This window comes from Pseudomonas sp. 13B_2.1_Bac1 (assembly GCF_025466155.1).
GTDB classification, from domain to species: Bacteria; Pseudomonadota; Gammaproteobacteria; order Pseudomonadales; family Pseudomonadaceae; genus Aquipseudomonas; species Aquipseudomonas aylmerensis.
Map to the genome: position 1 here is coordinate 185,963 of NZ_JANLOH010000053.1, position 24,004 is coordinate 209,966.

24 protein-coding genes are annotated in these 24,004 nt (G+C 61.5%); 12 read left to right on the plus strand and 12 right to left on the minus strand.

The window, feature by feature from the left end; translation table 11 throughout:
- Positions 1–15: 15 nt before the first annotated feature.
- Positions 16–516: a methylated-DNA--[protein]-cysteine S-methyltransferase gene (locus tag NTD80_RS13490; RefSeq protein WP_106804878.1), complete on the plus strand. Its 501-nt coding sequence runs from the start codon at positions 16–18 to the stop codon at positions 514–516.
- Here NTD80_RS13490 and NTD80_RS13495 read toward each other — a convergent pair.
- Positions 475–1,299: a GNAT family N-acetyltransferase gene (locus NTD80_RS13495; RefSeq protein ID WP_262133995.1), complete on the minus strand. Its 825-nt coding sequence runs from the start codon at positions 1,297–1,299 to the stop codon at positions 475–477. The two genes, NTD80_RS13490 and NTD80_RS13495, sit on opposite strands and share 42 nt — an antisense overlap.
- 179 nt (positions 1,300–1,478) lie before the next feature.
- On the opposite strand from NTD80_RS13495, the gene NTD80_RS13500 reads away from it, so the two are divergent.
- Complete coding sequence (locus NTD80_RS13500; RefSeq protein WP_262133996.1) at positions 1,479–1,904, plus strand: low affinity iron permease family protein; 426 nt, start codon at positions 1,479–1,481, stop codon at positions 1,902–1,904.
- Positions 1,905–1,958: 54 nt separating this feature from the next.
- Here NTD80_RS13500 and NTD80_RS13505 read toward each other — a convergent pair whose 3' ends face one another.
- The 4 genes from NTD80_RS13505 to NTD80_RS13520 all read right to left on the minus strand — a co-directional run bounded on the left by NTD80_RS13505 (position 1,959) and on the right by NTD80_RS13520 (position 4,631).
- Entirely contained in the window at positions 1,959–2,486 is a 528-nt protein-coding gene (locus tag NTD80_RS13505) for a DUF4142 domain-containing protein (RefSeq protein WP_016975135.1), read from the minus strand.
- 118 nt (positions 2,487–2,604) lie between these two features.
- A complete protein-coding gene (locus NTD80_RS13510; protein ID WP_262133997.1) occupies positions 2,605–3,246 on the minus strand; it encodes a LysE family translocator in 642 nt (213 codons plus the stop codon).
- A 44-nt stretch (positions 3,247–3,290) separates the two neighbouring features.
- Positions 3,291–3,701, minus strand: coding sequence for a fosfomycin resistance glutathione transferase (gene fos, locus NTD80_RS13515; protein ID WP_262133998.1), 411 nt, complete (start codon positions 3,699–3,701; stop codon positions 3,291–3,293).
- 12 nt (positions 3,702–3,713) lie between these two features.
- Positions 3,714–4,631, minus strand: coding sequence for a LysR family transcriptional regulator (locus NTD80_RS13520; protein WP_262133999.1), 918 nt, complete (start codon positions 4,629–4,631; stop codon positions 3,714–3,716).
- A gap of 77 nt (positions 4,632–4,708) precedes the next feature.
- On the opposite strand from NTD80_RS13520, the gene NTD80_RS13525 reads away from it, so the two are divergent.
- A complete protein-coding gene (locus NTD80_RS13525; RefSeq protein ID WP_065899440.1) occupies positions 4,709–5,197 on the plus strand; it encodes a DMT family transporter in 489 nt (162 codons plus the stop codon).
- Here NTD80_RS13525 and NTD80_RS13530 read toward each other — a convergent pair whose 3' ends face one another.
- From NTD80_RS13530 to NTD80_RS13550, 5 genes are all read right to left on the minus strand, one after another.
- The gene (locus tag NTD80_RS13530; RefSeq protein WP_262134000.1) at positions 5,198–6,529 is read right to left on the minus strand and encodes an MFS transporter; all 1,332 of its coding nucleotides are present in this window, start codon (positions 6,527–6,529) and stop codon (positions 5,198–5,200) included.
- A 60-nt stretch (positions 6,530–6,589) separates the two neighbouring features.
- Complete coding sequence (locus tag NTD80_RS13535) at positions 6,590–7,531, minus strand: hydroxymethylglutaryl-CoA lyase (RefSeq protein WP_262134001.1); 942 nt, start codon at positions 7,529–7,531, stop codon at positions 6,590–6,592.
- Positions 7,528–8,721, minus strand: a complete 1,194-nt coding sequence (locus NTD80_RS13540; protein ID WP_262134002.1) for a CaiB/BaiF CoA transferase family protein — start codon at positions 8,719–8,721, stop codon at positions 7,528–7,530. Before NTD80_RS13540 ends, NTD80_RS13535 begins: the two co-directional genes overlap by 4 nt.
- A gap of 167 nt (positions 8,722–8,888) precedes the next feature.
- On the minus strand, positions 8,889–9,797 hold the full coding sequence (locus tag NTD80_RS13545; RefSeq protein ID WP_120447824.1) for a LysR family transcriptional regulator: 909 nt from the start codon (positions 9,795–9,797) through the stop codon (positions 8,889–8,891).
- Positions 9,797–10,471 carry an NAD(P)H-binding protein gene (locus NTD80_RS13550; protein ID WP_262134003.1) on the minus strand — a complete coding sequence of 225 codons (675 nt, stop codon included), beginning with the start codon at positions 10,469–10,471 and terminating at the stop codon, positions 9,797–9,799. The genes NTD80_RS13545 and NTD80_RS13550 overlap by 1 nt, the downstream gene beginning before the upstream one ends.
- A 306-nt stretch (positions 10,472–10,777) precedes the next feature.
- Between NTD80_RS13550 and NTD80_RS13555 the strand changes: the two genes are divergently transcribed.
- Together NTD80_RS13555 and NTD80_RS13560 are read left to right on the plus strand one after the other, a co-directional pair.
- Positions 10,778–12,001 (plus strand): aminotransferase class I/II-fold pyridoxal phosphate-dependent enzyme, encoded by a 1,224-nt coding sequence (locus NTD80_RS13555; RefSeq protein ID WP_262134004.1) that lies wholly within the window; start codon positions 10,778–10,780, stop codon positions 11,999–12,001.
- 103 nt (positions 12,002–12,104) lie between these two features.
- Entirely contained in the window at positions 12,105–13,292 is a 1,188-nt protein-coding gene (locus NTD80_RS13560; RefSeq protein ID WP_262134005.1) for an MFS transporter, read from the plus strand.
- On the opposite strand, the gene yiaY is transcribed toward NTD80_RS13560, so the two are convergent.
- Positions 13,259–14,407, minus strand: a complete 1,149-nt coding sequence (gene yiaY, locus NTD80_RS13565; protein ID WP_201143691.1) for an L-threonine dehydrogenase — start codon at positions 14,405–14,407, stop codon at positions 13,259–13,261. The genes NTD80_RS13560 and yiaY overlap by 34 nt on opposite strands.
- A gap of 125 nt (positions 14,408–14,532) precedes the next feature.
- On the opposite strand from yiaY, the gene NTD80_RS13570 reads away from it, so the two are divergent.
- Positions 14,533–15,549, plus strand: a complete 1,017-nt coding sequence (locus NTD80_RS13570; RefSeq protein WP_262134006.1) for a DUF4917 family protein — start codon at positions 14,533–14,535, stop codon at positions 15,547–15,549.
- A gap of 80 nt (positions 15,550–15,629) precedes the next feature.
- Here NTD80_RS13570 and NTD80_RS13575 read toward each other — a convergent pair whose 3' ends face one another.
- Positions 15,630–16,157, minus strand: a complete 528-nt coding sequence (locus NTD80_RS13575; RefSeq protein WP_065899448.1) for a helix-turn-helix domain-containing protein — start codon at positions 16,155–16,157, stop codon at positions 15,630–15,632.
- Positions 16,158–16,317: 160 nt separating this feature from the next.
- Between NTD80_RS13575 and NTD80_RS13580 the strand changes: the two genes are divergently transcribed.
- From NTD80_RS13580 to NTD80_RS13605, 6 genes are all read left to right on the plus strand, one after another.
- The gene (locus NTD80_RS13580; RefSeq protein WP_262134007.1) at positions 16,318–17,100 is read left to right on the plus strand and encodes an aldolase; all 783 of its coding nucleotides are present in this window, start codon (positions 16,318–16,320) and stop codon (positions 17,098–17,100) included.
- A 29-nt stretch (positions 17,101–17,129) separates the two neighbouring features.
- On the plus strand, positions 17,130–18,002 hold the full coding sequence (locus NTD80_RS13585) for a dihydrodipicolinate synthase family protein (protein WP_065899450.1): 873 nt from the start codon (positions 17,130–17,132) through the stop codon (positions 18,000–18,002).
- Between the two features lie 173 nt (positions 18,003–18,175).
- Entirely contained in the window at positions 18,176–18,715 is a 540-nt protein-coding gene (locus NTD80_RS13590; protein ID WP_262134008.1) for an RNA polymerase sigma factor, read from the plus strand.
- Entirely contained in the window at positions 18,712–19,680 is a 969-nt protein-coding gene (locus tag NTD80_RS13595; RefSeq protein WP_262134009.1) for a FecR family protein, read from the plus strand. Before NTD80_RS13590 ends, NTD80_RS13595 begins: the two co-directional genes overlap by 4 nt.
- A 127-nt stretch (positions 19,681–19,807) precedes the next feature.
- A complete protein-coding gene (locus NTD80_RS13600) occupies positions 19,808–22,378 on the plus strand; it encodes a TonB-dependent receptor (RefSeq protein ID WP_262134010.1) in 2,571 nt (856 codons plus the stop codon).
- Positions 22,379–22,560: 182 nt separating this feature from the next.
- Entirely contained in the window at positions 22,561–23,460 is a 900-nt protein-coding gene (locus tag NTD80_RS13605) for a DMT family transporter (RefSeq protein ID WP_065899454.1), read from the plus strand.
- Positions 23,461–24,004: the final 544 nt, after the last annotated feature.

The window sequence follows — 24,004 nt, forward strand, 5'->3', positions numbered from 1 at the left end:
CCCAGGAGCTCGATCATGGCTTACGAATACACCCTCATGCCCTCCCCTGTCGGCGTCCTCACCCTGGTGGCGCGCGACGGCAAACTCAGTGCCATTCTGTGGGAGTGCGAGCGCGCCAACCGTGTGCGCCTGGGCGCCTTGCACGAAGCCAATGACAGCCCGGTGCTGTTGGAAACCAAGCGTCAACTGGCGGAATATTTCGCCGGTACGCGCCATCGATTCGAGTTGGAACTGGACTTCGCCGGCACTGAATTTCAGAGGCAGGTCTGGCAGGCACTGCTGACCATCCCCTTCGGCGAAACCCGCAGCTACAGCCAGATCGCCCAACAGATCGGCAACCCCAAGGCCGTGCGTGCCGTGGGGGCGGCCAATGGTCGTAACCCCATCTCGATCATTGCACCGTGCCATCGCGTCATTGGCGCGTCAGGCGGGCTGACCGGCTTTGCCGGTGGGCTTGAGGCCAAGCAGTATCTGTTACGGCTCGAGGATCGCGGGCAAGTCAAAATGGCCTTCTGATGACGGCGCGGCGAGGGGTCCACGAACAAACGACTGGTAGTCGAATAAGCGCGTGAAGCGCAACGTTCGATACAGCGCTAGGCCCTGCGTCGATGCTTCAAGAAAACACCGTTCGGCCCCCAGGCTCGTAGCGTGACGCAAGGCCGCTTGAATCAATTGGGTGGCGTAGCCTCGTCCGCGAAAGTCCATGAGCGTGCCGACATCATTCAGCCGCGCTTCCCCGTCACACATCGACAACGTTAGCGAAGACCTCACCTGCCCTTCGCTGGACAAGATGAAGTGGTAAAGGGCCTCACCCGCCTCAAGCGCCCGTTCGTGCCGGGCCTGATAGCGCGCGAGGCCTTCGGGCAGCATTGAAAACGCATTGCCGAGCGGAGCTGCCCAGTCATCCAGGTGCTGCGTCAGGCTGATCTGCACGGCGCTGCCACTCATCGACGGAACAAGGTGCGACTGTTCGAGCACCATCGCGGTGGTAACTTCAGCCGCCTGGAAGCCCAGCTCCGTGATTACGTCACGCAACCCCTCGACCTTTTCCTCATGGATCACCACGCGTATATCCAGCGTTGTACCGCGAATCACGTCGAGCATCGCGGCCACCGCGTCGCCCAGGGGGCCACTTCCTACCCGGATGAATAACAGGTTAAAGGGGTCCAGCGCTTCGTCGGTCAGATAAGCGTTGATACAGGCGTTGTAGCGGCGATGCAGCGAGCATGTCGCGGCAAAATAGTGGTCCTCGGTTCGGTGGTAAAGCATGGGCAGGTCAAAGGCGACGTCAGCGTGCATGAGCAATATCCGGATAAAAATCCAGTCTCGCGCCCATCGCGGCAGGGGCGGCGTAGGCCCCCTCCTAAACACTTGTAAAAAAAGCGCATACCTTCGGTCACGCCCAGCAATTGTAAAAAGAAATTTCAGAGCATCCCTGCGGTCAGTATTTTCATCACCCACCCTTGAGGAAAACGGTCATGAAATTCTCCGCAGTCTCCCAATCTCTGTCCCGCTGGGCAGGCAGTGCCCGGACGTTTTACGCGGCCGTCGCGTTGATTTTCCTGTGGAGCCTGAGCGGACCCTACTTCCACTACAACGACACCTGGCAACTGATCATCAACACCTCGACCACCATCATCACCTTCCTGATGGTGTTTCTGATCCAGAACACGCAAAACCGCGACAACGACATCCTGCATATCAAGATCGACGAACTGCTGCGTGTGTCCAAGGATGCGCAGAACGCGGTGCTGAGCCTGGACGGGCTGGACCGCAAGGAGCTGGAAAAACTGCGCAATGAATACCGCAGCATCGGCGCTACCGGCAGCGTCACACTCAATAGCAGTTGCGGAGAAGCCGTCGACGATGCGGTGCCGAATAAAACCGATTTGAACCAGGCATAAAAAAACGGCGGTTGGATGTGCTCCAACCGCCGTTTTTTTCTACTGGCGAGAGTTTCAGCCGTCGCCTTGATGACCTTTACCGTAGGTCGATGCCAGGGCACGGGCTTTTTGCAGGCGCTCCTCCAACTTGGGCAGCGTCTCATCCACCAATGCCTTGATTTCCGGCACATCCGACGCCGCGCCTTCCTGTTTGAACAGGGCGATGGCGTCTTCGTTTTCCTTGACCTGCTGGGCGGTGTAGGCGGCGTCGAACGAGTCGCCGTCCTTGAGTTCAGGCATCAAGGTCTCGGCCTTGTCGACGATCTTCTCGCGCGGCGCCACCGGCAGGTCGAGCTTCTTGGCAATGGCGGCCAGATGCTGGTTGGCCAGGGTGCGCTCGTTGATCACCTCGATGGTGTAGTCCTTGATTTCCTGGGACGAGGTCTTGGCGTGGGCCATGCGACTGGTTTCGATATCGGCCATACCTTTGGCCGAAGCCTGCTCGATGAATTCAGCAGGCGACTGGGCGAAAGCATTGCTGGCGCCGAGGCCCAGCAGCATCGCGAAACTGGCGGTGCGTAACCGGATAGCCATGCGGCTCATGATGGGTTCCTCCAGGGCAAAAATGGGTGCGGGGACTACACCCCGCCCTGAATTCGAATTTTTACGGCGGCAAAGGTTTAGAAAAAACTCGCCAGTACGACGAACGGTCGCTGCCGCCTCAGGCCGGTTTGCTGCCAAACAGCCCCGGCAACGCGTGGGCCAGGGCGTTGATGGCAAAGCCGATGAACATCACGCCACAGAGTCGGGTGATCAGGATTTCATGCCGCTGATACACGGTGCGCACCCGCTGGGCACCGACCACGCCGATCAGGATCGCGTAGGCCAGCAGGCCGCCGACAAAGCTGAGCAAGATCAACGAAGGCAGCATCGCCCAGGTCAGCAGTTCGGCACGGCTGGACAGCAACGCAGTAAACGTCGCCACGGCCACCGGGTAGGCCTTGGGGTTGGTCAGGCCGAACAGGATGCCGTGCCAGAACGGATGCCGCGCGGCGCCCTGGGGCGTATCACTGCTGCGGCGCTGGGTGCGGATCGCGCGCCAGCCAAGCCAGAACAGGTACAACCCGCTGAGCACACCCAATACATCAAATGCACGGCTGCCGACTTCGCGCGCGCCCACAATCGCGATCAGCGCGGTGCTGCACCACACCACGTCGCCGAGCAAGTGCCCGCACAGAAAACCCGCTCCGGCACGTCGGCCACGGGCGGCACCGATGCCGAACACGGCCAGCACGCCCGGCCCAGGCGTAATACCGTAGATGAAACCCGAGGCGAGGACGGCAAACAGCAAGGATGGGGTCATGGACACGACTCTGACAGACGGTGGAAAGGTGTGGTGGATGTGCGCTAGGGGTAAAACTTCATCCCGGCGTAGGGCTTGTTGCGGCAGGCCTCAAGACGCGAGACCAGGTCGCCGACATGGGCTTCGAGTTTGTGGCCATCGGGATCGAGGAAGTAGAACGAAGCGCCTTCACTGCGATTGTCGCGCCACTCTTGAACGCCGGCGGCGCGCAGTTGGGCAACCAGCGCGGTGAAATCAGCCGCCTCGACGGTAAACGCGTAGTGGGTGTAATCCGCCGCCGGCATGGACTCGCGAAGAGGGTCCAGCGACAGGCACAGCCACAGGCCCGGCAAAGAGAGGTAGGCACCGGTGTCCCAGGTGGCGTCAAGTTTCAGCTGCAGCCGCTCATGGTAGAAGCGCACGCTGCGGTCCAGATCGGTGACGGCCAGGGTCAGGTGGTTGAGGCCTGAAAGCATGTGTATTTCCTGTTATCGGGGGCCTACGGACAATACACCCTGCAGTTGCTCTTTCAACCACTGCAACCCCGAATCCCCACCGCGACGCGTATGCCACGCCAGCTCGAACGCAAACGAGGGAATATGAAACGGCGGCGGCACGGCTACCAAGTGCTGATGATCGATGTTCAGCAAGCCTCGGGATGAGACGGTCAGGATCAGGTCCGTGCCCTGGATCAACTGCGGCGCCACACCCCAGTGCGGCAGGCTGATCGCCACATGTCGGCGCTCACGAATCGCCGTCAGCGCGCGCTCGATTTCCGGCGTGCCGCTGCCGCGCATCTCCAGCAGTACATGGGGCCGCGACAGGTAGGTGGGCAGGTCCAGCACACCACCTTCCGGCAGGCTGGCGTGGTCCACCAGGCAGGTGTAGTGCTCGTCGAACAATGGCGTAGTGCGCAGTTCGGCGGGCATGTCAGGGAACACGCCAGCGGCCAGGTCGAGGTCGCCGTTGAGCACGCCGTCGACCATGCCTTCACGGCTGGCCTGGATGATTTGCAGGTCGATGCCCGGCGCTTCGCGGCGCAGGGTGCGCACCAGTCCGGGCAGGAATATCGCCGCGCTGTAGTCCGACATCGCCAGCCGAAAACGCCGCTTGGCCGAGGCCGGGTCGAAGCGATTCGGCGCCAGCAGTGCCTGCACCTGGGCCAATGCTTCGGCCAGCGGTGCCGCCAACTCCAGGGCGCGGGCGGTGGGTACCAGGCTGCCGCCCTGGCGCACCAGCAACGGGTCGCCCAGCAGGTCACGCAGACGCGCGAGCGCATGGCTGACGGCGGGCTGGCTCAGGTGCAGGCGCTCGGCGGCCCGCGTGACGTGTTGCTCACTGAGCAAGGCGTCGAGGATCACCAACAGGTTAAGGTCGATGCGGCGCAGATCATTCATCAGCTGCATGCCTGACATAATAATTTGGAATTTAAATTTGCGCGACGAATAGCCTAGAGTCCAGCAAAACCTCTGGGAGATTCATCATGACCACGTTGCATTGGCTGGGATTATTGGCGTTGGCGGTGATTGCCGGCGCGGTGGTGCCGTTTCAAAGCGCGATCAACGCCAACCTCGGTCGCGGGCTTGGCCACCCGCTCTGGGCCACGCTCGCCTCGTTGCTGGTGAGCATTATCGTGCTGCTGCCGGTCATCATCGCGCTGCGTCTGCCGTTGCCAAGCCTGGCATTCATCAGCAAGGCGCCGTTGTGGATGTGGGCCGGCGGCGCATTCGGGGTGTGTTTTATTTCCCTGGCGTTGATGTTGCTGCCCAAGCTGGGCGCGTCGGGGTTTATTGCGTTGGCCATGGCCGGGCAGATTCTTGCCTCGCTGCTGCTCGACCATTTCGGCCTGTTCGGCCTGGTGGAGCGCCAACTGACAACGCCCCGCGTGTTGGGGGCGTTGCTGTTGATCGGCGGCGTGGCGTTGATTCAGTTCAGCGCCACGCCGGCCCGGGCCTTGGCGACGGCGGGCTGATCAGCCTTTGTCGAGGGTGCGCAGTTTCTGCGGCAGGCCCCACAGCAGCAGCGCCGCGGCCAACAGCGCGCACACACCGATCACGTAGAGCGCCGGGGTGGTGCTGCCGGTCAGGTCCTTGATCCGCCCTACCATTACCGGGCTGACGATCCCACCGAACTGCCCGAGGGTGTTGATCACCGCGATCCCACCCGCCGCGCCCGCACCGGCGCCGGCCAGCAGCTTGGGAGGCAGCGTCCAGAAGGTCGGGATCGAGGCGATGATGCCCGCGCCCAGCATGCCCAGGGCGATGATCAGGAACGTCGTGTGGTCGGCAAAGATCCCGGCACTGAAGAAGCCCACCGCGCCGAGCACCACCAGGCCGCAGACAAACTTGCGGCGCTCGCCGGTGGCATCCGACAGACGCCCAATCACCACCATGCTGATCGCACCGCACACATACGGGATAGCCGTGAGCAGGCCAATCATCACCGGGCTCTGGGTGCCGGCGCTGCGGATTAATTGCGGTGCCCAGAAGTTGAGGCCGTAGGAAGCCACCTGGATCAGGAAGTAGATAAAGCCGAGCATCAGGAAACCCGGAATACGTATCGCCGACAGCAGTGAGCCGCCATGGGTATTCGGCTCATGTTTGGCGATGCGGCTCGACAGCAAGACCTTTTCCGCAGAAGTCAGCCAATGGGCGTCTTCGATGCGGTCCTTGAGCAACGTCAACACCAGGAACCCCAGGCCGATGCACGGCAAGCCGCCGAGCAGGAACAACCAGTGCCAGCCGCGCATCTGCAGTACGCCGTCGAGGTGCTCGAGCACCAGGCCGGAAAACGGTGCACCCACCAGGCCGGCGAAGGCCGAGGCCAGGAACAGCATCGAGGTGATGCGCCCACGGAAATGCTGCGGGAACCACAGGGTCAGGTAGTACAACACGCCAGGTGCGAAGCCCGCCTCCATCGCGCCGATGATGAAGCGCAGGCCATAGAACTGCCACTCGGCCGTGACAAACACCATCGCCGCCGTGGCCAGGCCCCAGGACATCATGATCCGTGCGATCCAGCGCCGGGCGCCGACCTTGTACAGCATCATGTTGCTCGGCACTTCAAAGATCACATAGCCCACCACAAACAAACCGGCGCCCAGGCCGTAGGCGGTGTCGCTGAGGCTCAGGTCGGTTTGCAGCTGAAACTTGGCGAAGCTGATGTTGATACGGTCAAAAAACGCGAACAGGTAACACACCATGATCAGCGGCATCAGGCGCCAGGCGACCTTGCTGACCAGCGCTTTTTCGGCATCGATTTCAGCGGCCGGGCGCGCGCCGGCCTCCAACGTATTAGTGCTCATGGGTTTCTCTCCAGCGGACTGCTCACAGGCGTCCGATTGTTTTTGTTGTCTGGTGCGGCGTTACAGCGTGGCGATGTAGGCCGGTGGCGGATGCAAGTCACTGTTGCGCCCGGCCTTGGCCACCTGGCCGGGCAACTCATGGCCAAGCAAGGCCGGCAAGCGCCGGGACATGTGCAGCAGGTGCGGCAGGTCGATACCGGTGTGAATGCCGACCTCGTCACACAGGTTGACCAGGTCTTCGGTGCAGATATTGCCCGACGCCCCCGGCGCAAACGGACAGCCGCCGAGGCCACCCAGCGCCGCATCAAAACGTCGGGCGCCGGCCTCGTAGGCAGCCAGCACATTGCACAAGCCCAGGCCGCGGGTGTTGTGGAAATGCAGGGTCAGGTCGCCCGCCGGCACGCGCTGCAACACACGTTTGACCAGGCGTTCCACCTGGCGCGGGTTGGCCATGCCGGTGGTGTCGGCCAGGCTGATGCCCTGGATGCCGAGGGCTTGATACGCGTCGACAATCTGTAGCACGCGGTCTTCATCGATCTTGCCTTCGAACGGGCAACCGAAGGTGGTGGCGATGCTGCCATTGAGGCGCACCGGGTGATCGGCGGCAAAGCGCACAATGTCACCGAACGCTGCCAGCGAGGCCTCGCAGCGCATGCGCATATTCGCCAGGTTGTGGGTCTGGCTGGCGGACATCACCAGGTTCAGCTCATCGGCGCGCGACTCGACGGCGCGCTGGGCGCCCTTGAGGTTGGGGATCAGCGCCACATAGATCACCCCGGGTTTGCGCGCGATGCCCTGGAACACCTGCTCGCCGTCGCGCAACGCGGGGATGGCCTTGGGCGACACAAACGAACCGGCTTCGATACGCGAAAAACCGGCCAGCGACAGCTGATCGATCAGCGCGATCTTGTCGACGGTCTCGACCCAGGTCGGTTCGATTTGCAGGCCATCGCGCGGGGAGACTTCCTGCACGATCAGCGGGTCGCCATAGTCAGTGATCATTGCACCACTCCCGAGGTTTTCAGGCGTTGGATATCGGCGCCGGTAAGGCCCAGGCTGCCAAGGATGTCATCGGTGTGCTGGCCCAGGGCCGGGCCCTGCCAGTTGACGCCACCGGGGGTTTCGGAAAGTTTGGGCACGATGCCCGGCATCTTCACCGACACACCACCAGGCAACTCGGCATCGAGCAGCATTTCGCGCGCCTGGTAATGCGGGTCGCTGACGATATCCGCCACCGAGTAGATGCGCCCGGCCGGCACTTCGGCAGCCTCCAGGGCGCTGAGCACCTGGTCGATGGGCAAGCTGCTGGTCCAGTGGGTGATCGCGGCATCCAGTAATCCACTCTTCGCCGCGCGGCCGTCGTTGTGGGCAAACTCAGGGGCTTCGGCCAGGTCGACGCGGCCGATGGTGGTCATCAGGCGCTTGTAGATCGGGTCGCTGTTGCCGGCGATCACTACATAAGCACCGTCGGCGGTCAGGTAGGTATTGGACGGCGCAATGCCAGGCAAGGCGCCACCACTGCGTTCTCGCACGTGGCCGAGCATGTCGTATTCCGGCACCAGGCTTTCCATCAGGTTGAACACGCTTTCGGCGAGGGACACGTCGACAATCTGCCCGTCGCCCTGGCCGGTCTTGACCCGCAGCAGCGACATCAGCGCGCCGATCACACCGTGCAACGAGGCAAGGGAGTCACCCAGGCTTACGCCGACCCGCGCCGGTGGCGAATCCGGGTTGCCGGTGGTGTAGCGAATGCCGCCCATGGCCTCGCCGATCGCACCAAAGCCTGGGCGGTCGCGGTAAGGGCCAGTCTGGCCATAGCCGGAGATGCGCACCAGGGTCAGCTTGGGGTTGAGCGCGTGCAGCACGTCCCAGCCCAGGCCGAGTTTTTCCAGGCCACCGGGGCGCAGGTTTTCGATCAGCACGTCGGCGTCGCCCAGCAGTTGCTTGATCAGGCCCAGGCCTTCAGCGGACTTGAGGTCCAGCGCCAGGGACTTCTTGTTGCGCGATTGCAAGTACCACCACAGCGATGTGCCTTCGTGCAGCTTTCGCCATTTGCGAAGTGGATCGCCCTGGCCCATGGCTTCGATCTTGATCACCTCGGCACCGAATTCGCCCAGCAGCCGGGCGGCGAACGGCGCGGCAATCAGCGTACCGATCTCGATCACCTTGATGCCGCTCAGGGGAGCCGTCATGGGGTGTACCTCTTGTTCTTGGAATGTGTGGCCAAGGCTAGAGGACAGGCACAGGAAAAATCCAACCGTCAGTTGGCAAGGAGCGTTCGCGAAACGCGAACACACTGGTGGGCGACCCGGTGCTTGAGCCCTGCGGCGATGTCGAGATCGCCATCGCCGCAGGGCTTCTACAGGGGCGCGCTGAGGTAGTCGAACAGCAAGCGGCTGACGGGCGACAACTGCGCTTCATCGCGCACTACCAGGATCAGGCTGCGGTGCGACCATGCATCGGTCAGCGGCACCGCGTGCAATCCCAGCGCGCGGCCAAACAGTTCGTAGGCCTTCTGCGGCAGGATGCCGATACCCATGTTGGCCTGGACCATCCGGCACATCGCATCAAACCCCGGCACGTGGATGCGCAGGCGCAACATTTTGCCGGCCTCGCGCGCGGCGGCGTGGGTGCGCATGTTGATCGAACTGGCGGCGTGCAGGCCAACGTAGTCGCTGTCCAGGGTGTCGGCGAAAGCCAGGGATGCGCGTGCCGCCAACGCGTGATCCGCCGGCATCAGCACCACCAGTTTGTCATGGCGATAGGTCACGCTGGGCAGGCCCTTGGTGTCGGTGTCGCTGGAGCAGATGCCCAGATCGGCGACGCCATCCAGCACGCCCTGGACCACGCCGTTGCTGGGGCGCTCTTCAAGGTCGGTCTTGACTTCGGGGTGCAGTTCGGAAAAATCGCGCAGGTCTTCCGGAAGGAACTCAATGATCGCCGACAAATTGGCCAGCATCCGCACGTAACCACGCACACCGTGGCTGTGCTCACCGAGTTCCAGGCCCATTTTTTCCACGTTGAACAGCATCTGCCGCGCATGGTGCAACAGGGTCTCGCCGGCCGCGGTCAGGTCCATGCCCTTGGCCCGACGCACGAACAGGCTCACGCCGAGCACCTGCTCCAACTCCATCAGGCGCTTGCTGGCAGCCGACACCGCGATGGCTTCGCGGGCCGCGGCGCGGGTCAGGGTGCCCTCCTCGAACACCGCGACGAACAGTTGCAGGGTGATCAGGTCCAGGCGGCGCACCAGGCTCTTGTGCAACATCAGCCGCGCTCGGATGCCAGGCGATTGATCTCGGCCTGCTCCACCACCGGCTGTGGCGCGCCATGGCGCACCGCCGCCAGCATGGCCCGGCCAACGGTTACAGTACTGACCACCCAACCCGGCTTGAGCCGACGCACAGACGACAGCAACGGCCCGAGCACGGAGTAAAACGCCTGATACAACGGCGTCTTCGAGCGCACCCCATGCAACGGCTGGATGATCCCCGGTCGGAACAGGTAAACCGCCTTGAACGGCAGGCGCAGCAAGGCATTCTCGGTCTTGCCCTTGACACGCGCCCACATCGACTTGCCGGCCTCGGAACTGTCCGTCCCGGCGCCGGACACGTAAATGAAGGTCATCTGCGGATTGAGGCGTGCCAGGGTGCTGGCGGCAACGAGGGTGAGGTCATAGGTGAGGTGGGTGTAGCGGGTTTCATTCATACCCGCCGAGGACACCCCGAGGCAGAAAAAGCAAGCGTCAAAGCCTTGCAGCAAGTTTTCCAACGGCTGGAAATCCAGCATGTCGCCGTGCAACACCTGATGCAGCTTGCCATGCTCCTGGGTCAGCGGCGTGCGCCCGACGGCGACCACTTCCTGTACGTCAGGGGCAAGCAGGCACTCGCGCAGGACGCCCTGGCCGACCATGCCGGTGGCACCGAATAACAGAACTCTCATCTAGCACTCCCTTCATCCCGCTCGTTTTGGCTATCTGAGAGACAGGCCGTCATAAGCCGTCGTCACATTCGCCCCCTACGCTGCCACCTTACTCACTATCGTGAGAGCCGACCTCAACAAATTGAACGGCGCCGGCGCCTTGAGCCATGACTGGACAGCCCAAGGCGATTAATTGCAACTGAGTATCGTAGGAGGCTGCCCACATTAGAAAGTCCGCGCGACGTCCTCTCTACAGGAAACGCCTGACTTACCCTTCAAGAATTTCCCCGTTAATGTTTTCCGCCCATCCTCTTCAAGGACGAAAAAATGGAAAACCTGCCGTCAAAAAACCAATTTTCAAACTATAAAAAAATAATCCAGACTGCTGATAAGGACTGGCAATCAGCCAAGTCAGGAAAGCTTTGCGAGCTTAATGTAACGGTTAAAGGTACCAACCACCTCATCGACCAATATGGACGAGACCTTTATCACTTTTGCACCACTTCTTACCTTGGGCTTGACTACCATCAAGACATACTGGATGGCGCCATACAAGGCATCGTTGCCGCCAAGACTCTTCGAATTGCAAACTCAAAAAATCGATGCAAGCTCGCTATTTTGGAGGAGTATGAAACACAACTCTCAACGCTATTTGATTCACAATGCCTAAGCACTTTATCTTGCAGCGCAGCCAGTGCTGGATTATTACCTTTACTCGCCAGCGGCGCATTAACTGACCATTCGCCCCCAACCCTGGCATTTGACAAATATACTCACTACTCAATGAACCTTACAAAAGCATGCTGCGCAGATGAAACGGAAGTAATAACCGCGCCGCACAATGACATAGGCTTCATTGAAGACTTATGTAAAAAGCGCAAAAAAGTCGCTTACATAGCGGATGGCGTTTACAGCATGGGTGGGAAAACAGATATTGAAAGCTTGCTTTATCTCAAAGCACGTTACGGTCTATTTCTTTATCTCGACGACTCTCACGCACTGTCTGCATTTGGAGAGAAAGGACGTGGCTTCATCCGACCACATTTTTCAGCGCTAGACGATCAAACCTTAATTGTCGCCTCGCTCGGCAAGTCATTCGGTGCCAGCGGAGGGCTAGTCATGCTGGGCAGCGAAAAACAAAAAACCTTAATGAACCGGTATGGAGGGCCAAGCAATTGGTCCCAAAGTCTAAATTCCGCGGCTATTGGCGCAGGCCTGGCGTCTATAAAAATACATCAAACGACAGAACTGCTTCTACTTCAGGAAAAGCTCCTCACCAACATTCGGTTATTCGATAGCCTTGTACATACCGACCAGCAAGGCACGCACACAGCGATCCGTTTGATCACCTGTGGCGAAGCACAAAAAGCCACCACCATTGCTGCACAACTCTCACACAGTGGCTTCTTCACTGGTGCGGTATTCTTTCCGGTCGTGCCCAGGGGAAAAGCCGCCATTCGTATAACACTGCGCGCGGACATGCTCCCTCAAACGATACGTTCATTTTGTTCAAGACTCGTGATGCTTCTAGAAGAACACGACAACCGCTGACGTTTGCGGTTGCTCAATAACCAAAACATCAAATCGCACGGTTCAGGTTGGCAGCTGGATTTTCGATGATGACTTCAGAAGTTCCACTGACGGATGTCAGCCCTTGAAAAGCACCACAACCCTTACCCTCGCCTGCTGCGCCGCTTTCCTCGCCCAGCTCGGCATCAGCGGTTACTTGCCCGCAGTGCCCGCCATCGCCCTAGCCCTGCGCGCCGCCGAGGACCAGGTAGCCTTGGCTCTGGCGGTGTACCTGGTGGGTATGGCGCTGCCGATGCTGCTGTGGGGGAGACTGAGCGAACGGTTTGGCAGAAAGCCGGTATTGCTGGCGTCACTGGCGGTATATGCCATGGCCAGTACCGCCATTCCATCGGCGTTGAACGTAGAAACATTCTTGGTATTGCGGCTGATTCAGGGAGTGGGCGCGGGCGGTGTTTCGGTGATGGCGCGAGTGTTGGTGCGGGATAGCTTCAGCGGGGAACTGTTGGCCAAAGGCTTGTCGTGGTTGGGCATGACCTTTGTGATCGCGCTGGGTATCGGCCAGTTTGCAGGTTCGTTGGTGCAAGTGGCATTCGGCTGGAAAGCGATCTTTTATACGTTGGCGATCGCAGCCGTCACGTTGATGGTGATCTTGCGGTGGGTAACGTTTGCGCGGCTGGTGAAGGCGGCTTCCTCGCTACCGACCTGGCGGATCTACGCCACGATTATGCGACACCCCGGCTTTCTCCACCCGGCCATGATCGGCGGCCTGGGCTATGGCGTCATCATTGCGTTCAACACCTGCGCACCACTGATATTGCAGGGGCGCTTCGACTGGAGCGCGACGCAGTATGGCTGGCTGGGATGGCCGATAAGCGGCGCGTATCTGGCAGGGGCGTTGATGGTCAATCGCCTCGTTGTACAAACGGGGCGGTTGACGATGATGAGTTGGGGCGTAGCCCTGATATTGCTGGGGACTGCCGTGATGTTGCTCGGCAGTGTATTTGCCAGCGGGCTCGCTGTGCTGCTGTGGTTACCGTATTGCCTGGCAGTGTTGGGCCAGTCGATGAGTTACCCGATCAGCTTGTCCCTGGCCAATGATGGTTCCCCCATCAACGGCCCTTACGCCATGGCCTTGAGCGGTTTTATGCATCAACTGATGGCCGCCATGATCGGCGGCGTGGCCAGCCTGTTGGTGAGTCCGCAATCATGGCCATTGGCACTGTTGTGCATGGCGTTGGCAGGCGGCGCATTTCTCTGCGCCGCCGGGTGCCGTACGGATCAGAACGCGCTGCGAAAGATCTCCTCGATCTGACGCTGATCCGCCCGGCGCGGGTTGGTCAGCCCGCACGCGTCCTTCAACGCGTTAGTGGCCAACAGCGGAATGTCCTGCAACTTGGCGCCCAGCTCGCGCAGCCCGGCGGGGATTTCGACGTCCAGGGACAACGCACGAATCGCGGCGATGGCGGCCTGGGCGCCCTCTTCGTCCGTGCTGCCTTTGACATCCGCTCCCAGCGCGCGGCCGACGTCGCTCAAGCGCTTGGCGCTGACGCTGGCGTTGAAGCTTTGCACGTGGGGCAACAGCACCGCGTTACACACGCCATGGGGCAGGTCGTAGAGGCCGCCCAACTGGTGGGCCATGGCGTGCACGAAACCCAGGGACGCGTTGTTGAACGCCATGCCCGCCAGGAACTGAGCGTACGCCATGTTTTCCCGTGCGGCCTTGTCGCTGCCGTCGCGTACAGCCAGGCGCAGGTTGGCGCTGATCAGCTCGATGGCCTTGATCGCGCAGGCGTCGGTGATCGGCGTGGCAGCAGTGGACACATAGGCTTCGATGGCGTGAGTCAGGGCGTCCATGCCGGTGGCGGCGGTGAGGCCCTTGGGCATGCCGACCATCAGCGCCGGGTCGTTGACCGACAGCAGTGGCGTGACGTTGCGGTCGACGATGGCCATTTTCACGTGGCGGCTTTCGTCGGTGATGATGCAGAAACGGGTCATCTCGCTGGCGGTGCCGGCGGTGGTGTTGATGGCCACCAGCGGCAGTTGCGGCTTGCTCGATCGGTCGACGCCTTCGTAGTCGCCGATATGCCCGCCGTTGGTGGCGCACAGGGCGATGCCCTTGGCGCAGTCATGGGGCGAGCCGCCGCCCAGGGACACGACGAAATCGCAGGCGCTCTGTTGCAGCAGCGCCAGGCCGTTCTCGACGTTTTCCACATTGGGGTTGGGCTTGGCGCCGTCGTAGATCACCGAGTCGATGTCCTGCATCGCCAATTTCTCGGCGATCATGCTGGCCACGCCCGCCTTGGCCAGGCCGGCGTCGGTGACGATCAGTGCCTTGCGAAAACCGTAGTTGCGGATGGCGGTCATGGCTTCGTCGAGGCAATCGGTGCCCATGATGTTGACGGCGGGAATGAAGAAGGTGCTGCTCATGGCGAATCCTCGGATGACGTTTATGCCTACAGCATCGACTTCACCCGCCTGCGGCATCTTGATCAGGATCAACGCCGGCTCGTGATAAAGTCACCGTCCAGCCGAATTCGAGTAGACCCGCCGCAATGAAGGATTTCCAGGATATTGATGCCCACCTTGAAGACTGGAGCGCACTGCGCAGCCGCACTGCCTTCAGCGGGATTCTGATCGGCAACGGCGCCAGCCGTACGATTTGGGAAGACTTCGCCTACGACTCGCTGTTCGAAAACGCGCGCACCGTCGAAGAAAAACCCCTCGGCCAGTCCGAACTCAGCGTGTTCGACGCCCTGCAAACCCGCAGCTTCGAACAGGCCCTTGGCGCGCTGAAGACCACCAACCGGGTCAACAAGGCCCTGGCGGTCAGCTCGGCGGCACCGCGCAATCGCTACTACGCGATCAAGGAAGCGCTGATCAATACCATCCACGCGGTGCACATTCCGTGGCGCCTGGTGCAGCCGTCGACGCTGGCGACGATCAACGCGGAGCTGGCGCAATACACCACGGTGTTTACCAGTAACTACGACTTGCTCAACTACTGGGCGATCCTGCACACGCCAGGCATCGACGACCTGTTTCGCAGCGCCGACTCAAGCTTCGACCTGCGCAACACGCGCACCGAGGCCACGCGCATTCTGTACCTGCACGGAGGCCTGCACCTGGTGCGCAACCTCGACGGTACCGCGCGCAAATTGCCGACCACCGACAGCACCCTGCTGAGCAGTTTTGCGATCAATAACACGATCAAGACCCTCGACGATGTGCCGCTGTTCGTCAGCGAAGGCACGGTAGACGAGAAGCTCAAGACCATCCGTAGCTCGGATTACCTGTCGTTCTGCTATGAGCAACTGCTGACCCATGAAGGCGCGCTGTGCCTCTTCGGCCACGACCTCGGGCCGCAGGATAAACACTTGGTGGATGCGATTCGCCAAGCCCCGGTGACCACGCTGGCAATCTCGGTATCGGGGCGCAGCGACGGGTTTATTCGCCAGCAGAAGCGGCGGTACTCGCAGCTGTTTGATGGGTCGGGCGTGGCGCTGGAATTCTTTGCGGCGCGCACCCATCCGCTGGGCAATCCTGCGCTGTCAGTCCCGGTCGAACGCTGACTTTCCGGGCGACTTCGATCAAATACAGGCGCTGGCTTGCCAGCGCCCACCATGAGCGTGTTCACAACAGCCAAGTGACGTCAGTCCTGCGCGCTGTGCACCACCACCAGCAATTGCGCCTGCACCGGCCCCACCGAGCGCAGGCGGTGGGGCTTCTGCGCATTGAAGTGCAGCGCATCGCCACGCTCGAGGATCACGCGCTCAGTCATGAAATCCACTTCGACCTGGCCTTCATGCACAAACAGAAACTCCTCCCCCACGTGCTCCTTGAAGCTCTTGTCGGTGAATTCCGCCGGCGGGTAGATGATGAAGGGCAGCAGGCTGCGTTCACTGACTTGATGGGCGAGCACCGCGTAACCGGGCGCCGTGTCGGGCCGTTCATGGCTGCGCACCAGGCTGTAGCTGTCGAGGCTGACGCTGTCTTCGCTGAACAGCTCTTCGACCTTCACGTTCAGCGCCTTGGCCAGTTTCAGCGCGGCGGCAATCGACGGCGTGTTGAGGCCGCGCTCAACCTTGGACAGGTAGCTCTTGGTCATCCCGGACTTTTCAGCCAGGCTCTCCAAGGTTACGCCAAGTTTTTTTCTCAATAATTTCAAACGGATAGACATGTGCCGCGGTTAATCCATGCAGGAAGCGATGAGCTGTGCTTGCCAATGACACTTTGTGTCATATAGCATCTTTAGTGTCATTTGCGTTCACCCAGCGACCTTGCGAGCAGCGGGAGACCAGCAAACCAGACGTCCGTTGAACCACCCAAAGGACACCGATATGGCCAAGACATTAGCACTCCCGAAAGACCAGCTGGTCAAGCAAGCGCTGATCCAGATGCAAAATACCCTGGCGGATAATACGTGGACCGTGCGGCAAAAGCTGGCGCTGACCTGCCGTATCCTGTTCGAGCACGGCCACGACTCGGGCCTCGCCGGGCAGATCACTGCGCGCGGGCCCGAACAGGGCACCTATTACACCCAGCAATTGGGGCTGGGCTTCGATGAGATCACCGCCAGCAACCTGCTGTTGGTAAACGAGGACCTTGAAGTGCTGGAAGGCCACGGCATTCCCAACCCGGCCAACCGTTTCCACAGCTGGGTCTACCGAGGACGCCCGGATGTGAACTGCATCATTCACACGCACCCCACGCACATCGCCGCGCTGTCGATGCTGGAAGTACCGCTGCAAGTGTCCCACATGGACCTCTGCCCGCTGTACGAAGACTGCGCGTTCCTCGAGGCCTGGCCCGGGGTGCCGGTGGGCAACGAAGAAGGCGAAATCATTACCGCGGCACTCGGTGACAAACGCGCGATCCTGCTTTCGCACCACGGCCAGTTGTCGACCGGCGCGAGCGTCGAGGAGGCCTGCGTGATTGCACAGTTGATCGAGCGTGCCGCCAAGCTGCAGTTGCTGGCGATGGCGGCCGGGACGATCAAGCCGATCCTGCCGGAGCTGGGGCGGGAGGCCCACGACTGGATCTCCCGGCCCAAGCGCCATGGCGCCGCGTTCAATTACTACGTGCGACAGAACCTGCGCCAGCACGCCGATTGCCTGAACTGACCCGCCCCTTTTCTGACAGGAGACTTCCCATGTCCAGCCCCGATATTCACGGCATCATCGGCTACACCATCACCCCCTTCAGCGCTGACGGTAAGCGCATCGACCTCGACGCCCTCGGCCGCTCCATCGACCGCTTGATCGACGCCGGCGTCCATGCCATCGCGCCCCTGGGCAGCACCGGCGAAGGGGCTTATCTGAGCGATGCCGAGTGGGATGAAGTCAGCGCCTACAGCCTGGCAAAAATTGCCCGGCGCGTACCGACTGTGGTCAGCGTCTCGGACCTGACCACCGCTAAAGCCGTGCGGCGCGCCCGTTACGCCGAGGCAAATGGCGCCGATGTGGTGATGGTGCTGCCGGCCTCGTACTGGAAACTCAGCGAAGCGGAAATCCTCGCCCACTACGCTGCGATTGGCGACAGCATCGGCGTGCCGATCATGCTCTACAACAACCCGGCCACCAGCGGCACGGACATGTCGGTGGATTTGATCCTGCGGATCGTCAAGCACGTGGAGAACGTGACGATGGTCAAGGAGAGCACCGGCGATATTCAACGCATGCACCAATTACGGCGCCACAGCGACGTGCCGTTCTTCAACGGGTGCAACCCGCTGGCACTGGAAGCCTTCGTGGCGGGTGCCAAAGGCTGGTGCACCGCAGCGCCGAACCTGATCCCACAGCTCAACCTGGCTTTGTATGACGCGGTGCTGGCGAATGATCTGACCCAGGCGCGAGAACTGTTCTACCGACAACTGCCGCTGCTGGAATTCATCCTCAAGGGCGGGCTACCGGCAACGATCAAGGCCGGTTTGCGCCTGACCGGGCTGGAAGCCGGCGATCCACGGTTGCCGGTGTTCCCGTTGAGTGAAGCCGGGATCGAGCAACTAAAGACATTGCTGCGCTGACCCTGTAGGAACCGGCTTGCCGGCGATAGCGCTCTCGCAGTCAACATCAACATCGACTGCCCCCGACGCGATTGCCGACAAGCTGGCGTCGACAATTAAACCGAGACAAATGACAATAATTCTCGATATCATTCGCGGCATCTCTACGCCGTGCTTCGTCACGAAGGATATCCATGTCTCGTCCCAAGCCCGACCCGCTGTCGGCCGATGCTTTTCGCGGGTTTTATGCAGATATCCTGCATTTCCTGCGCAAACGCACGGACAACGCCAGCGACGCGGCGGACATGACCCAGGATGTCTTTACCCAGTGGCTGGACTACCGCGACCGGGCCAAGGTCGAGCAGCCACGGGCCTTTCTGTTCCAGATGGCGCGCAATCTGCTGCGTGATCACTGGCGCAGACAGAAGGTACGGCACACCGCCCATTCCGATCAGGCCGACAGGGACGCCGAACCGGTCACCGACGAGCAAAACGATCCCATGGCCGCCGCGCAGCGCTTGCAACGCCTGGAACAGTTGAAAGAAGTCCTCGCCGAACTCTCGCCGCGCCGGCGAGAAGCCCTTATGCTGCACCGCTTCGAAGGCTTGAGCCAGGCGCAGATCGCCGAGCGCATGGGCATTTCGACGAGCATGGTGGAAAAGCACATCGCTTTTGCCCTGCTGCATTGCAAGCGACGCCTTCAATCAGCCCCCGGCACGGAGCAGCCAGAATGAACCGCCTGAGCGACACCGACGCCCTGGATATCGAAGCGAGTGACTCCATCGATGCCCAAGCCGCCAGCTGGTTTGCACGCAACCGTAATGACGCGAGCCGTGCCGACCGCAAGGCGTTTGCCGCCTGGCATGCGGTTGCGGCGCATGCTCGCGCCTATGCCGAGTTCGAGCAACTGTGGGCCGACCTGGCACAGTTGCAGCAACTGAACAAACCGGTGCCCCTGCCCAAGCGCAAGCCATCGGTGTGGCGCCCTGCCCTGGCCGTCGCCGCGGCAGTGTTGTGCGCCGTGCTGGCCACGCATATCGGCGCGCCCCGCGAGCTGTATCACACGCAAGTGGCGGCCCATGCCAAGGGCATGCGCACCTTCAACCTGCCCGACGGCAGCACGCTGTATGTAAATGCCAACACGCGCCTGCGTGTGGACTTCACCGCGCACCAACGCATCGTGCACCTGGACAAGGGCCAGCTGTATATCGAGGTGGCCGCCGACAAGGAGCGGCCGCTGTTCGTGCAGGCCGGCGAGGCCAATGTGCGGGTGGTCGGCACCGGCTTCGATGTACGCCGCAGCCAACAGCAACTGGTGGTCAGCATCGCCCACGGCAAGGTGGCTTTCGAGCCGGACGCAAAGAGCCCGGTGACCCTGCTCGGCGCCCAGCAGCGCGCCACCTACAGCTACGCCAAGGGCACCGTGCAGCAACAAACCCTCACCGCCGAAGAAGTGGCCGACTGGCGCAGCGGGCACTTGTCATTTCGCAACCGCGAACTAGCCAGCCTGATCGATGAACTGAGCCTCTACCGTCCCCAGGCGCCGTTGCAGGTGAGCAATGCGGTGGCGCAACTGAAGGTCTCGGGCAATCTCGATGTCAACGACCCAGACGCCCTGCTCAACGCCCTGCCCGCCTTGCTGCCAGTGAAAACCGTGGCCTCGGCCGATGGCATCGTACGGATCGAGCCCAGCAAATAACCCTCGAAACAGTACTTGAGAATATTTTTCATTCGCAGGTGTGGATTTTTTTGCCTGCCCCGTCTTCCTCCGGTCTGCGTTTGATACGCACGCATTTTTCGGCCACTTGGCCACACCGGGGGATTTCATGTTTCGCGCGCCTTGCCACGCTTCGCACCTGTTTCTTCGACCGACCGTCATTGCCACCTGCCTGGCCTTCAGCCTCAGCGCCCAGGCCGAGTCGTTCAAGCTGCAACTGCCCGCCCAGTCGCTGGCCACGTCGCTGAGCCAAGTGGCGCAGCAGGCGAAGATCCAGCTGTTGTTCGATGAAGCACTGCTCAAGAACGTGCAGGCACCGGCGCTCAACGGTGAGTTCAGCCCGGAAGTGGCGATTCGCACCCTGCTGAAAAACGGCGAGTTCATCCTGATCAGGGTCGGCAGCACTTACGTGGTAAAGCCCGAAGAGGCAAAAACCACCCAGAGCGGCGCGATCCAGCTGGAAGCCCTGAGCGTGATCGGCACCGGCAACGAGGTCGACTCCAGCACCGTCGGGCGCTCCACCTTGACCCAGGCCGATATCGACCGCTACCAGCCCGACAACATCCCTTCGCTGCTGCAGACCTTGCCGGGAGTGTCCATGGGCGGCTCGCCCAAGCCCGGTGGCCAGACCATCAACATTCGCGGCATGGGCGATGCCGAAGATGTGCCAATGACCGTGGATGGCGCGACCAAAAGCGGCTTCGAGCGCTACCAGCAAGGCACGGTGTTCATCGAACCCGAGCTGATCAAAAGCATTGAGGTGGAGAAAGGCCCGTATTCGCCGTTCAACGGCAACGGCGGTTTCGGCGGCACGGTGAACATGATCACCAAGGATGCACCGGACCTGCTCAAGGATGGGCGTAACGCCGGGGCGATGGCCAAGTACGGCTACTCCAGCAACACCCACGAACAGGTGTACACCGGCGCAGTGTATGGCCGCACCGACGACGGCCGCATGGATGGCCTGATCTACCTGACCAAACGCGACGGCGATGACTTGAAGCTCGCCGGCACCCCGCCCGACCCACGCAACGAATACCCGATCAACCCCAAGCGCCTGCCCAACAGCGCGCAGGATGTAGAAGGCGAGCTGCTCAAGTTCAACGCGCACTTCACCGACGAGCACAGCATGGGCCTGTCCTATTCCAGCGCCAGAAGCGAGCGCATGGCGCCGTTCTCGGCTAAAACCTATCCGTCGCCGCCGACGCAATCAGCCATCGACCGATATGGCTACGAAGGCGCACTGAAACGCTTTCTGGCCGACCGCGAAACCGTGGACACCACCTGGTCAGGCAAGTACGAATACCAGCCGTTGAACAACCCGCTGATCGACTTGAAATTAAGCTACTCGTTCTCCAAGACCGATCAGACCGACGAGCGCGCCGAGAATGCGGTGATCAGCCTGGCCACCGGCGGGCGCAAGATGGAAACGTCTTACACTGACCGCATCCTTGAACTGCGCAACATCAGCCTGTTTACCACCGGCCCGCTGGAACACGCCGTAACCACCGGCGTGCAGATGCGCAAGCACGATCGCGAAACCGAAAGCTGGATGCCGGGCGCGACCTACAACACCGCTAAATACAACTATGGCCATTTCCAGCCGTACTTCATGCCCCACGGCAAAGTCGACACCAATGCGTTCTACCTGCAGGACGCCGTGACACTTGGCGACGTCACCCTCACGCCGTCCCTGCGCTATGACCACGTGCGCAACCGCGGCGAAGCCAACGACGCGCCGTACTACAGCAGCCCGGACCCGCGCGTCGGCCATGACTACAGCGACCGCACCTACACCGGTTGGTCGCCACGCCTGGCAGCCTTCTGGAACGTGACTCCGGATGTCGCCTTCTTCGCCAGCTGGAACCGCACCTGGCGCGCGCCGGTTATCGATGAGCAGTACGAGGTGCAAGGCTCTGCCAGCACGCGCAGCGCCACCAGCCTCAACCTCGACCCGGAGCGCATCACCGCGATTACGGCGGGCAACGTCACGCACTTCTCCGGCGTCTTCACCCGCGATGACAACCTGCAGCTGCGCACCACGCTGTTTCACAACCGCATCGAAGACGAGATCATGAAGGCCACCGGCCTCGGCTGCGAACGGCAAATGACCGTGCCAGGCAGTATCGATGCGGTGTGCACCGACGCGGCGTCCAGGACCAACTATCGCAACGTGGGCGGCATGACCATCAAGGGCTTCGAGCTGGAAAGCTACTACGACTCGACGTACGTGTTCGGCTCCCTGACTTACTCCTGGGCTACAGGTAAACGAGATAACCCCTACACCAACCCTTGGGCTACCGACCGGCACGTGTGGGCACGGGATATTCCACCGGCCAAATGGGTGGTAGTGCTCGGCACCAAGATCCCGAGCTGGGACGCCCAAGTGGGCTGGCAGGGCCAGTTCGTGCGCAAGACCGATCGCGTGCCTACCGACATCTATCCTGGCGGCTTCAACTCCACCATTGGCGACTTTATCTACGACCAGACCGAGAACCCCAGCTACGACACCCAGGGCCTGTTCGCCAACTGGAAACCGCAGCAGGCGGGCCTCAAAGGCACCGAGATCAACTTCACCGTCGACAACCTGTTCAACCGCAGCTACCAGCCAGCACTCAGCGGCGACGGTGTCTACAGCGAAGGGCGCAACGCCAAGATCAGCATCACGCGGTTCTTCTGAACCTGTAGGCGCCGGCGCGCCGGCGATGCGGGCGACTCGGTTTACCCGCGAAACAGCAGCGTTCCCATCGCCCTGGCACGCAACTGTACGGATAAATCCGCACCCAGCTGTAGGCCCGCGATTGGCGGGGGATGTGGCTAGATGGGCTTCCCTTGAAGCCCTCTGGATTTCGGATCCCTCCCATGAGCTCGCGCGAAAATACCGGCATGGCCCTCGGCCTGCTGGGCGTCATCATCTTCAGCCTGACCCTGCCTTTCACCCGCATCGTGGTGCAGGAAATCCACCCGTTGCTCAACGGCCTCGGCCGTGCGCTGTTCGCGGCGATTCCGGCGGCGGCGCTGTTGCTGTGGCGTCGTGAGCGCTGGCCCACCTGGCGCCAGGTGCGCGGGCTGTGCCTGGTGATCGCCGGGGTGATCCTGGGCTTTCCGGTGTTGTCGGCCTGGGCCATGCAAACCTTGCCAGCCTCCCATGGCGCGCTGGTCAACGGCCTGCAACCCTTGTGCGTGGCACTGTATGCCGCGTGGCTGTCGCATGAGCGACCGTCCAAAGCCTTCTGGGCCTGCGCGGCGCTGGGCAGTGCGTTGGTGTTGAGTTACGCGCTGATCACCGGCGCCGGCAGTATTCAGGCCGGCGATTTGTTGATGCTCGGCGCGATTGCCGTCGGCGGGCTGGGCTATGCCGAAGGCGGCCGGCTGGCCAAGGAGATGGGCGGCTGGCAAGTGATCTGCTGGGCGCTGGTGCTGTCGACGCCGGTGCTGATCGGCCCGGTCTGGTACCTGGCGGCGCAGCATCAAGGCGCGATTTCGATGCGCACCTGGTGGGCGTTTGGCTATGTGTCGCTGTTCTCGCAGTTCCTGGGATTCTTCGCCTGGTACGCCGGGCTGGCCATGGGCGGGATCGCGCGGGTCAGCCAGATCCAATTGCTGCAAATCTTCTTCACCATCGCGTTTTCGGCGCTGTTCTTTGGCGAACATATCGAGCCGATTACGTGGCTGTTCGCCTGTGGGGTGATCGTCACGGTGATGCTCGGGCGCAAGACGGCGGTGCAGCCTGCGCCAGCGCCGAAGGTAAACGCTATCTAATGCAGGCGCCGGCTTGTGTGGGAGCCGGGCTTGCTCGCGAAAGCGGCCGGTCAGCCAACCCCTCTATCGCCCATGCCGCCGCCTTCGCAGCCTCGCTAAAGCTCGGCAGCTCCCACAGGGGATTGCGGGATGGCTATGAGATCTGTGGCCGGGTACGGTCAAAATGTGGGAGCGGGCTTGCTCGCGAAAGCGGCCGGTCAGCCAACCCCTCTATCGCCCATGCCGTCGCCTTCGCAGCCTCGCTGAAGCTCGACACACACAGGGGATTGCGGAATGACTATGAGATCTGTGGCCGGGTACGGTCGAAATGTGGGAGCGGGCTTGCTCGCGAAAGCGGCCGGTCAGCCAACCCCTCTATCGCCCATGCGGCCGCCTTCGCAGCCTCGCTAAAGCTCGACGGCTGCCACAGGGGATTGCGGGATGGCTATGAGATCTGTGGCCGGGTGCGGTCAAAATGTGGGAGCGGGCTTGCCCGCGAAAGCGGCAGTTCAGCCAACCCCTCTATCGCCCATGACACCGCTTTCGCAGCCTCGCTAAAGCTCGA

What these genes read in the sequence shown, in the direction of transcription:
- NTD80_RS13490 (WP_106804878.1), top strand. Translation starts at nt 16, where the DNA reads ATGGCTTACGAATACACCCTCATGCCCTCCCCTGTCGGCGTCCTCACC.
- NTD80_RS13585 (WP_065899450.1), top strand. Translation starts at nt 17,130, where the DNA reads ATGTCCAGCCCCGATATTCACGGCATCATCGGCTACACCATCACCCCC.
- NTD80_RS13550 (WP_262134003.1), bottom strand. Translation starts at nt 10,471, where the DNA reads ATGAGAGTTCTGTTATTCGGTGCCACCGGCATGGTCGGCCAGGGCGTC.
- NTD80_RS13495 (WP_262133995.1), bottom strand. Translation starts at nt 1,299, where the DNA reads ATGCACGCTGACGTCGCCTTTGACCTGCCCATGCTTTACCACCGAACC.
- NTD80_RS13545 (WP_120447824.1), bottom strand. Translation starts at nt 9,797, where the DNA reads ATGTTGCACAAGAGCCTGGTGCGCCGCCTGGACCTGATCACCCTGCAA.
- NTD80_RS13555 (WP_262134004.1), top strand. Translation starts at nt 10,778, where the DNA reads ATGGAAAACCTGCCGTCAAAAAACCAATTTTCAAACTATAAAAAAATA.
- NTD80_RS13600 (WP_262134010.1), top strand. Translation starts at nt 19,808, where the DNA reads ATGTTTCGCGCGCCTTGCCACGCTTCGCACCTGTTTCTTCGACCGACC.
- NTD80_RS13535 (WP_262134001.1), bottom strand. Translation starts at nt 7,531, where the DNA reads ATGATCACTGACTATGGCGACCCGCTGATCGTGCAGGAAGTCTCCCCG.
- NTD80_RS13580 (WP_262134007.1), top strand. Translation starts at nt 16,318, where the DNA reads ATGGCCAAGACATTAGCACTCCCGAAAGACCAGCTGGTCAAGCAAGCG.
- NTD80_RS13575 (WP_065899448.1), bottom strand. Translation starts at nt 16,157, where the DNA reads ATGTCTATCCGTTTGAAATTATTGAGAAAAAAACTTGGCGTAACCTTG.
- NTD80_RS13595 (WP_262134009.1), top strand. Translation starts at nt 18,712, where the DNA reads ATGAACCGCCTGAGCGACACCGACGCCCTGGATATCGAAGCGAGTGAC.
- NTD80_RS13510 (WP_262133997.1), bottom strand. Translation starts at nt 3,246, where the DNA reads ATGACCCCATCCTTGCTGTTTGCCGTCCTCGCCTCGGGTTTCATCTAC.
- NTD80_RS13590 (WP_262134008.1), top strand. Translation starts at nt 18,176, where the DNA reads ATGTCTCGTCCCAAGCCCGACCCGCTGTCGGCCGATGCTTTTCGCGGG.
- NTD80_RS13570 (WP_262134006.1), top strand. Translation starts at nt 14,533, where the DNA reads ATGAAGGATTTCCAGGATATTGATGCCCACCTTGAAGACTGGAGCGCA.
- NTD80_RS13500 (WP_262133996.1), top strand. Translation starts at nt 1,479, where the DNA reads ATGAAATTCTCCGCAGTCTCCCAATCTCTGTCCCGCTGGGCAGGCAGT.
- NTD80_RS13520 (WP_262133999.1), bottom strand. Translation starts at nt 4,631, where the DNA reads ATGCAGCTGATGAATGATCTGCGCCGCATCGACCTTAACCTGTTGGTG.
- NTD80_RS13525 (WP_065899440.1), top strand. Translation starts at nt 4,709, where the DNA reads ATGACCACGTTGCATTGGCTGGGATTATTGGCGTTGGCGGTGATTGCC.
- NTD80_RS13505 (WP_016975135.1), bottom strand. Translation starts at nt 2,486, where the DNA reads ATGAGCCGCATGGCTATCCGGTTACGCACCGCCAGTTTCGCGATGCTG.
- NTD80_RS13605 (WP_065899454.1), top strand. Translation starts at nt 22,561, where the DNA reads ATGAGCTCGCGCGAAAATACCGGCATGGCCCTCGGCCTGCTGGGCGTC.
- NTD80_RS13540 (WP_262134002.1), bottom strand. Translation starts at nt 8,721, where the DNA reads ATGACGGCTCCCCTGAGCGGCATCAAGGTGATCGAGATCGGTACGCTG.
- yiaY (WP_201143691.1), bottom strand. Translation starts at nt 14,407, where the DNA reads ATGAGCAGCACCTTCTTCATTCCCGCCGTCAACATCATGGGCACCGAT.
- NTD80_RS13530 (WP_262134000.1), bottom strand. Translation starts at nt 6,529, where the DNA reads ATGAGCACTAATACGTTGGAGGCCGGCGCGCGCCCGGCCGCTGAAATC.
- fos (WP_262133998.1), bottom strand. Translation starts at nt 3,701, where the DNA reads ATGCTTTCAGGCCTCAACCACCTGACCCTGGCCGTCACCGATCTGGAC.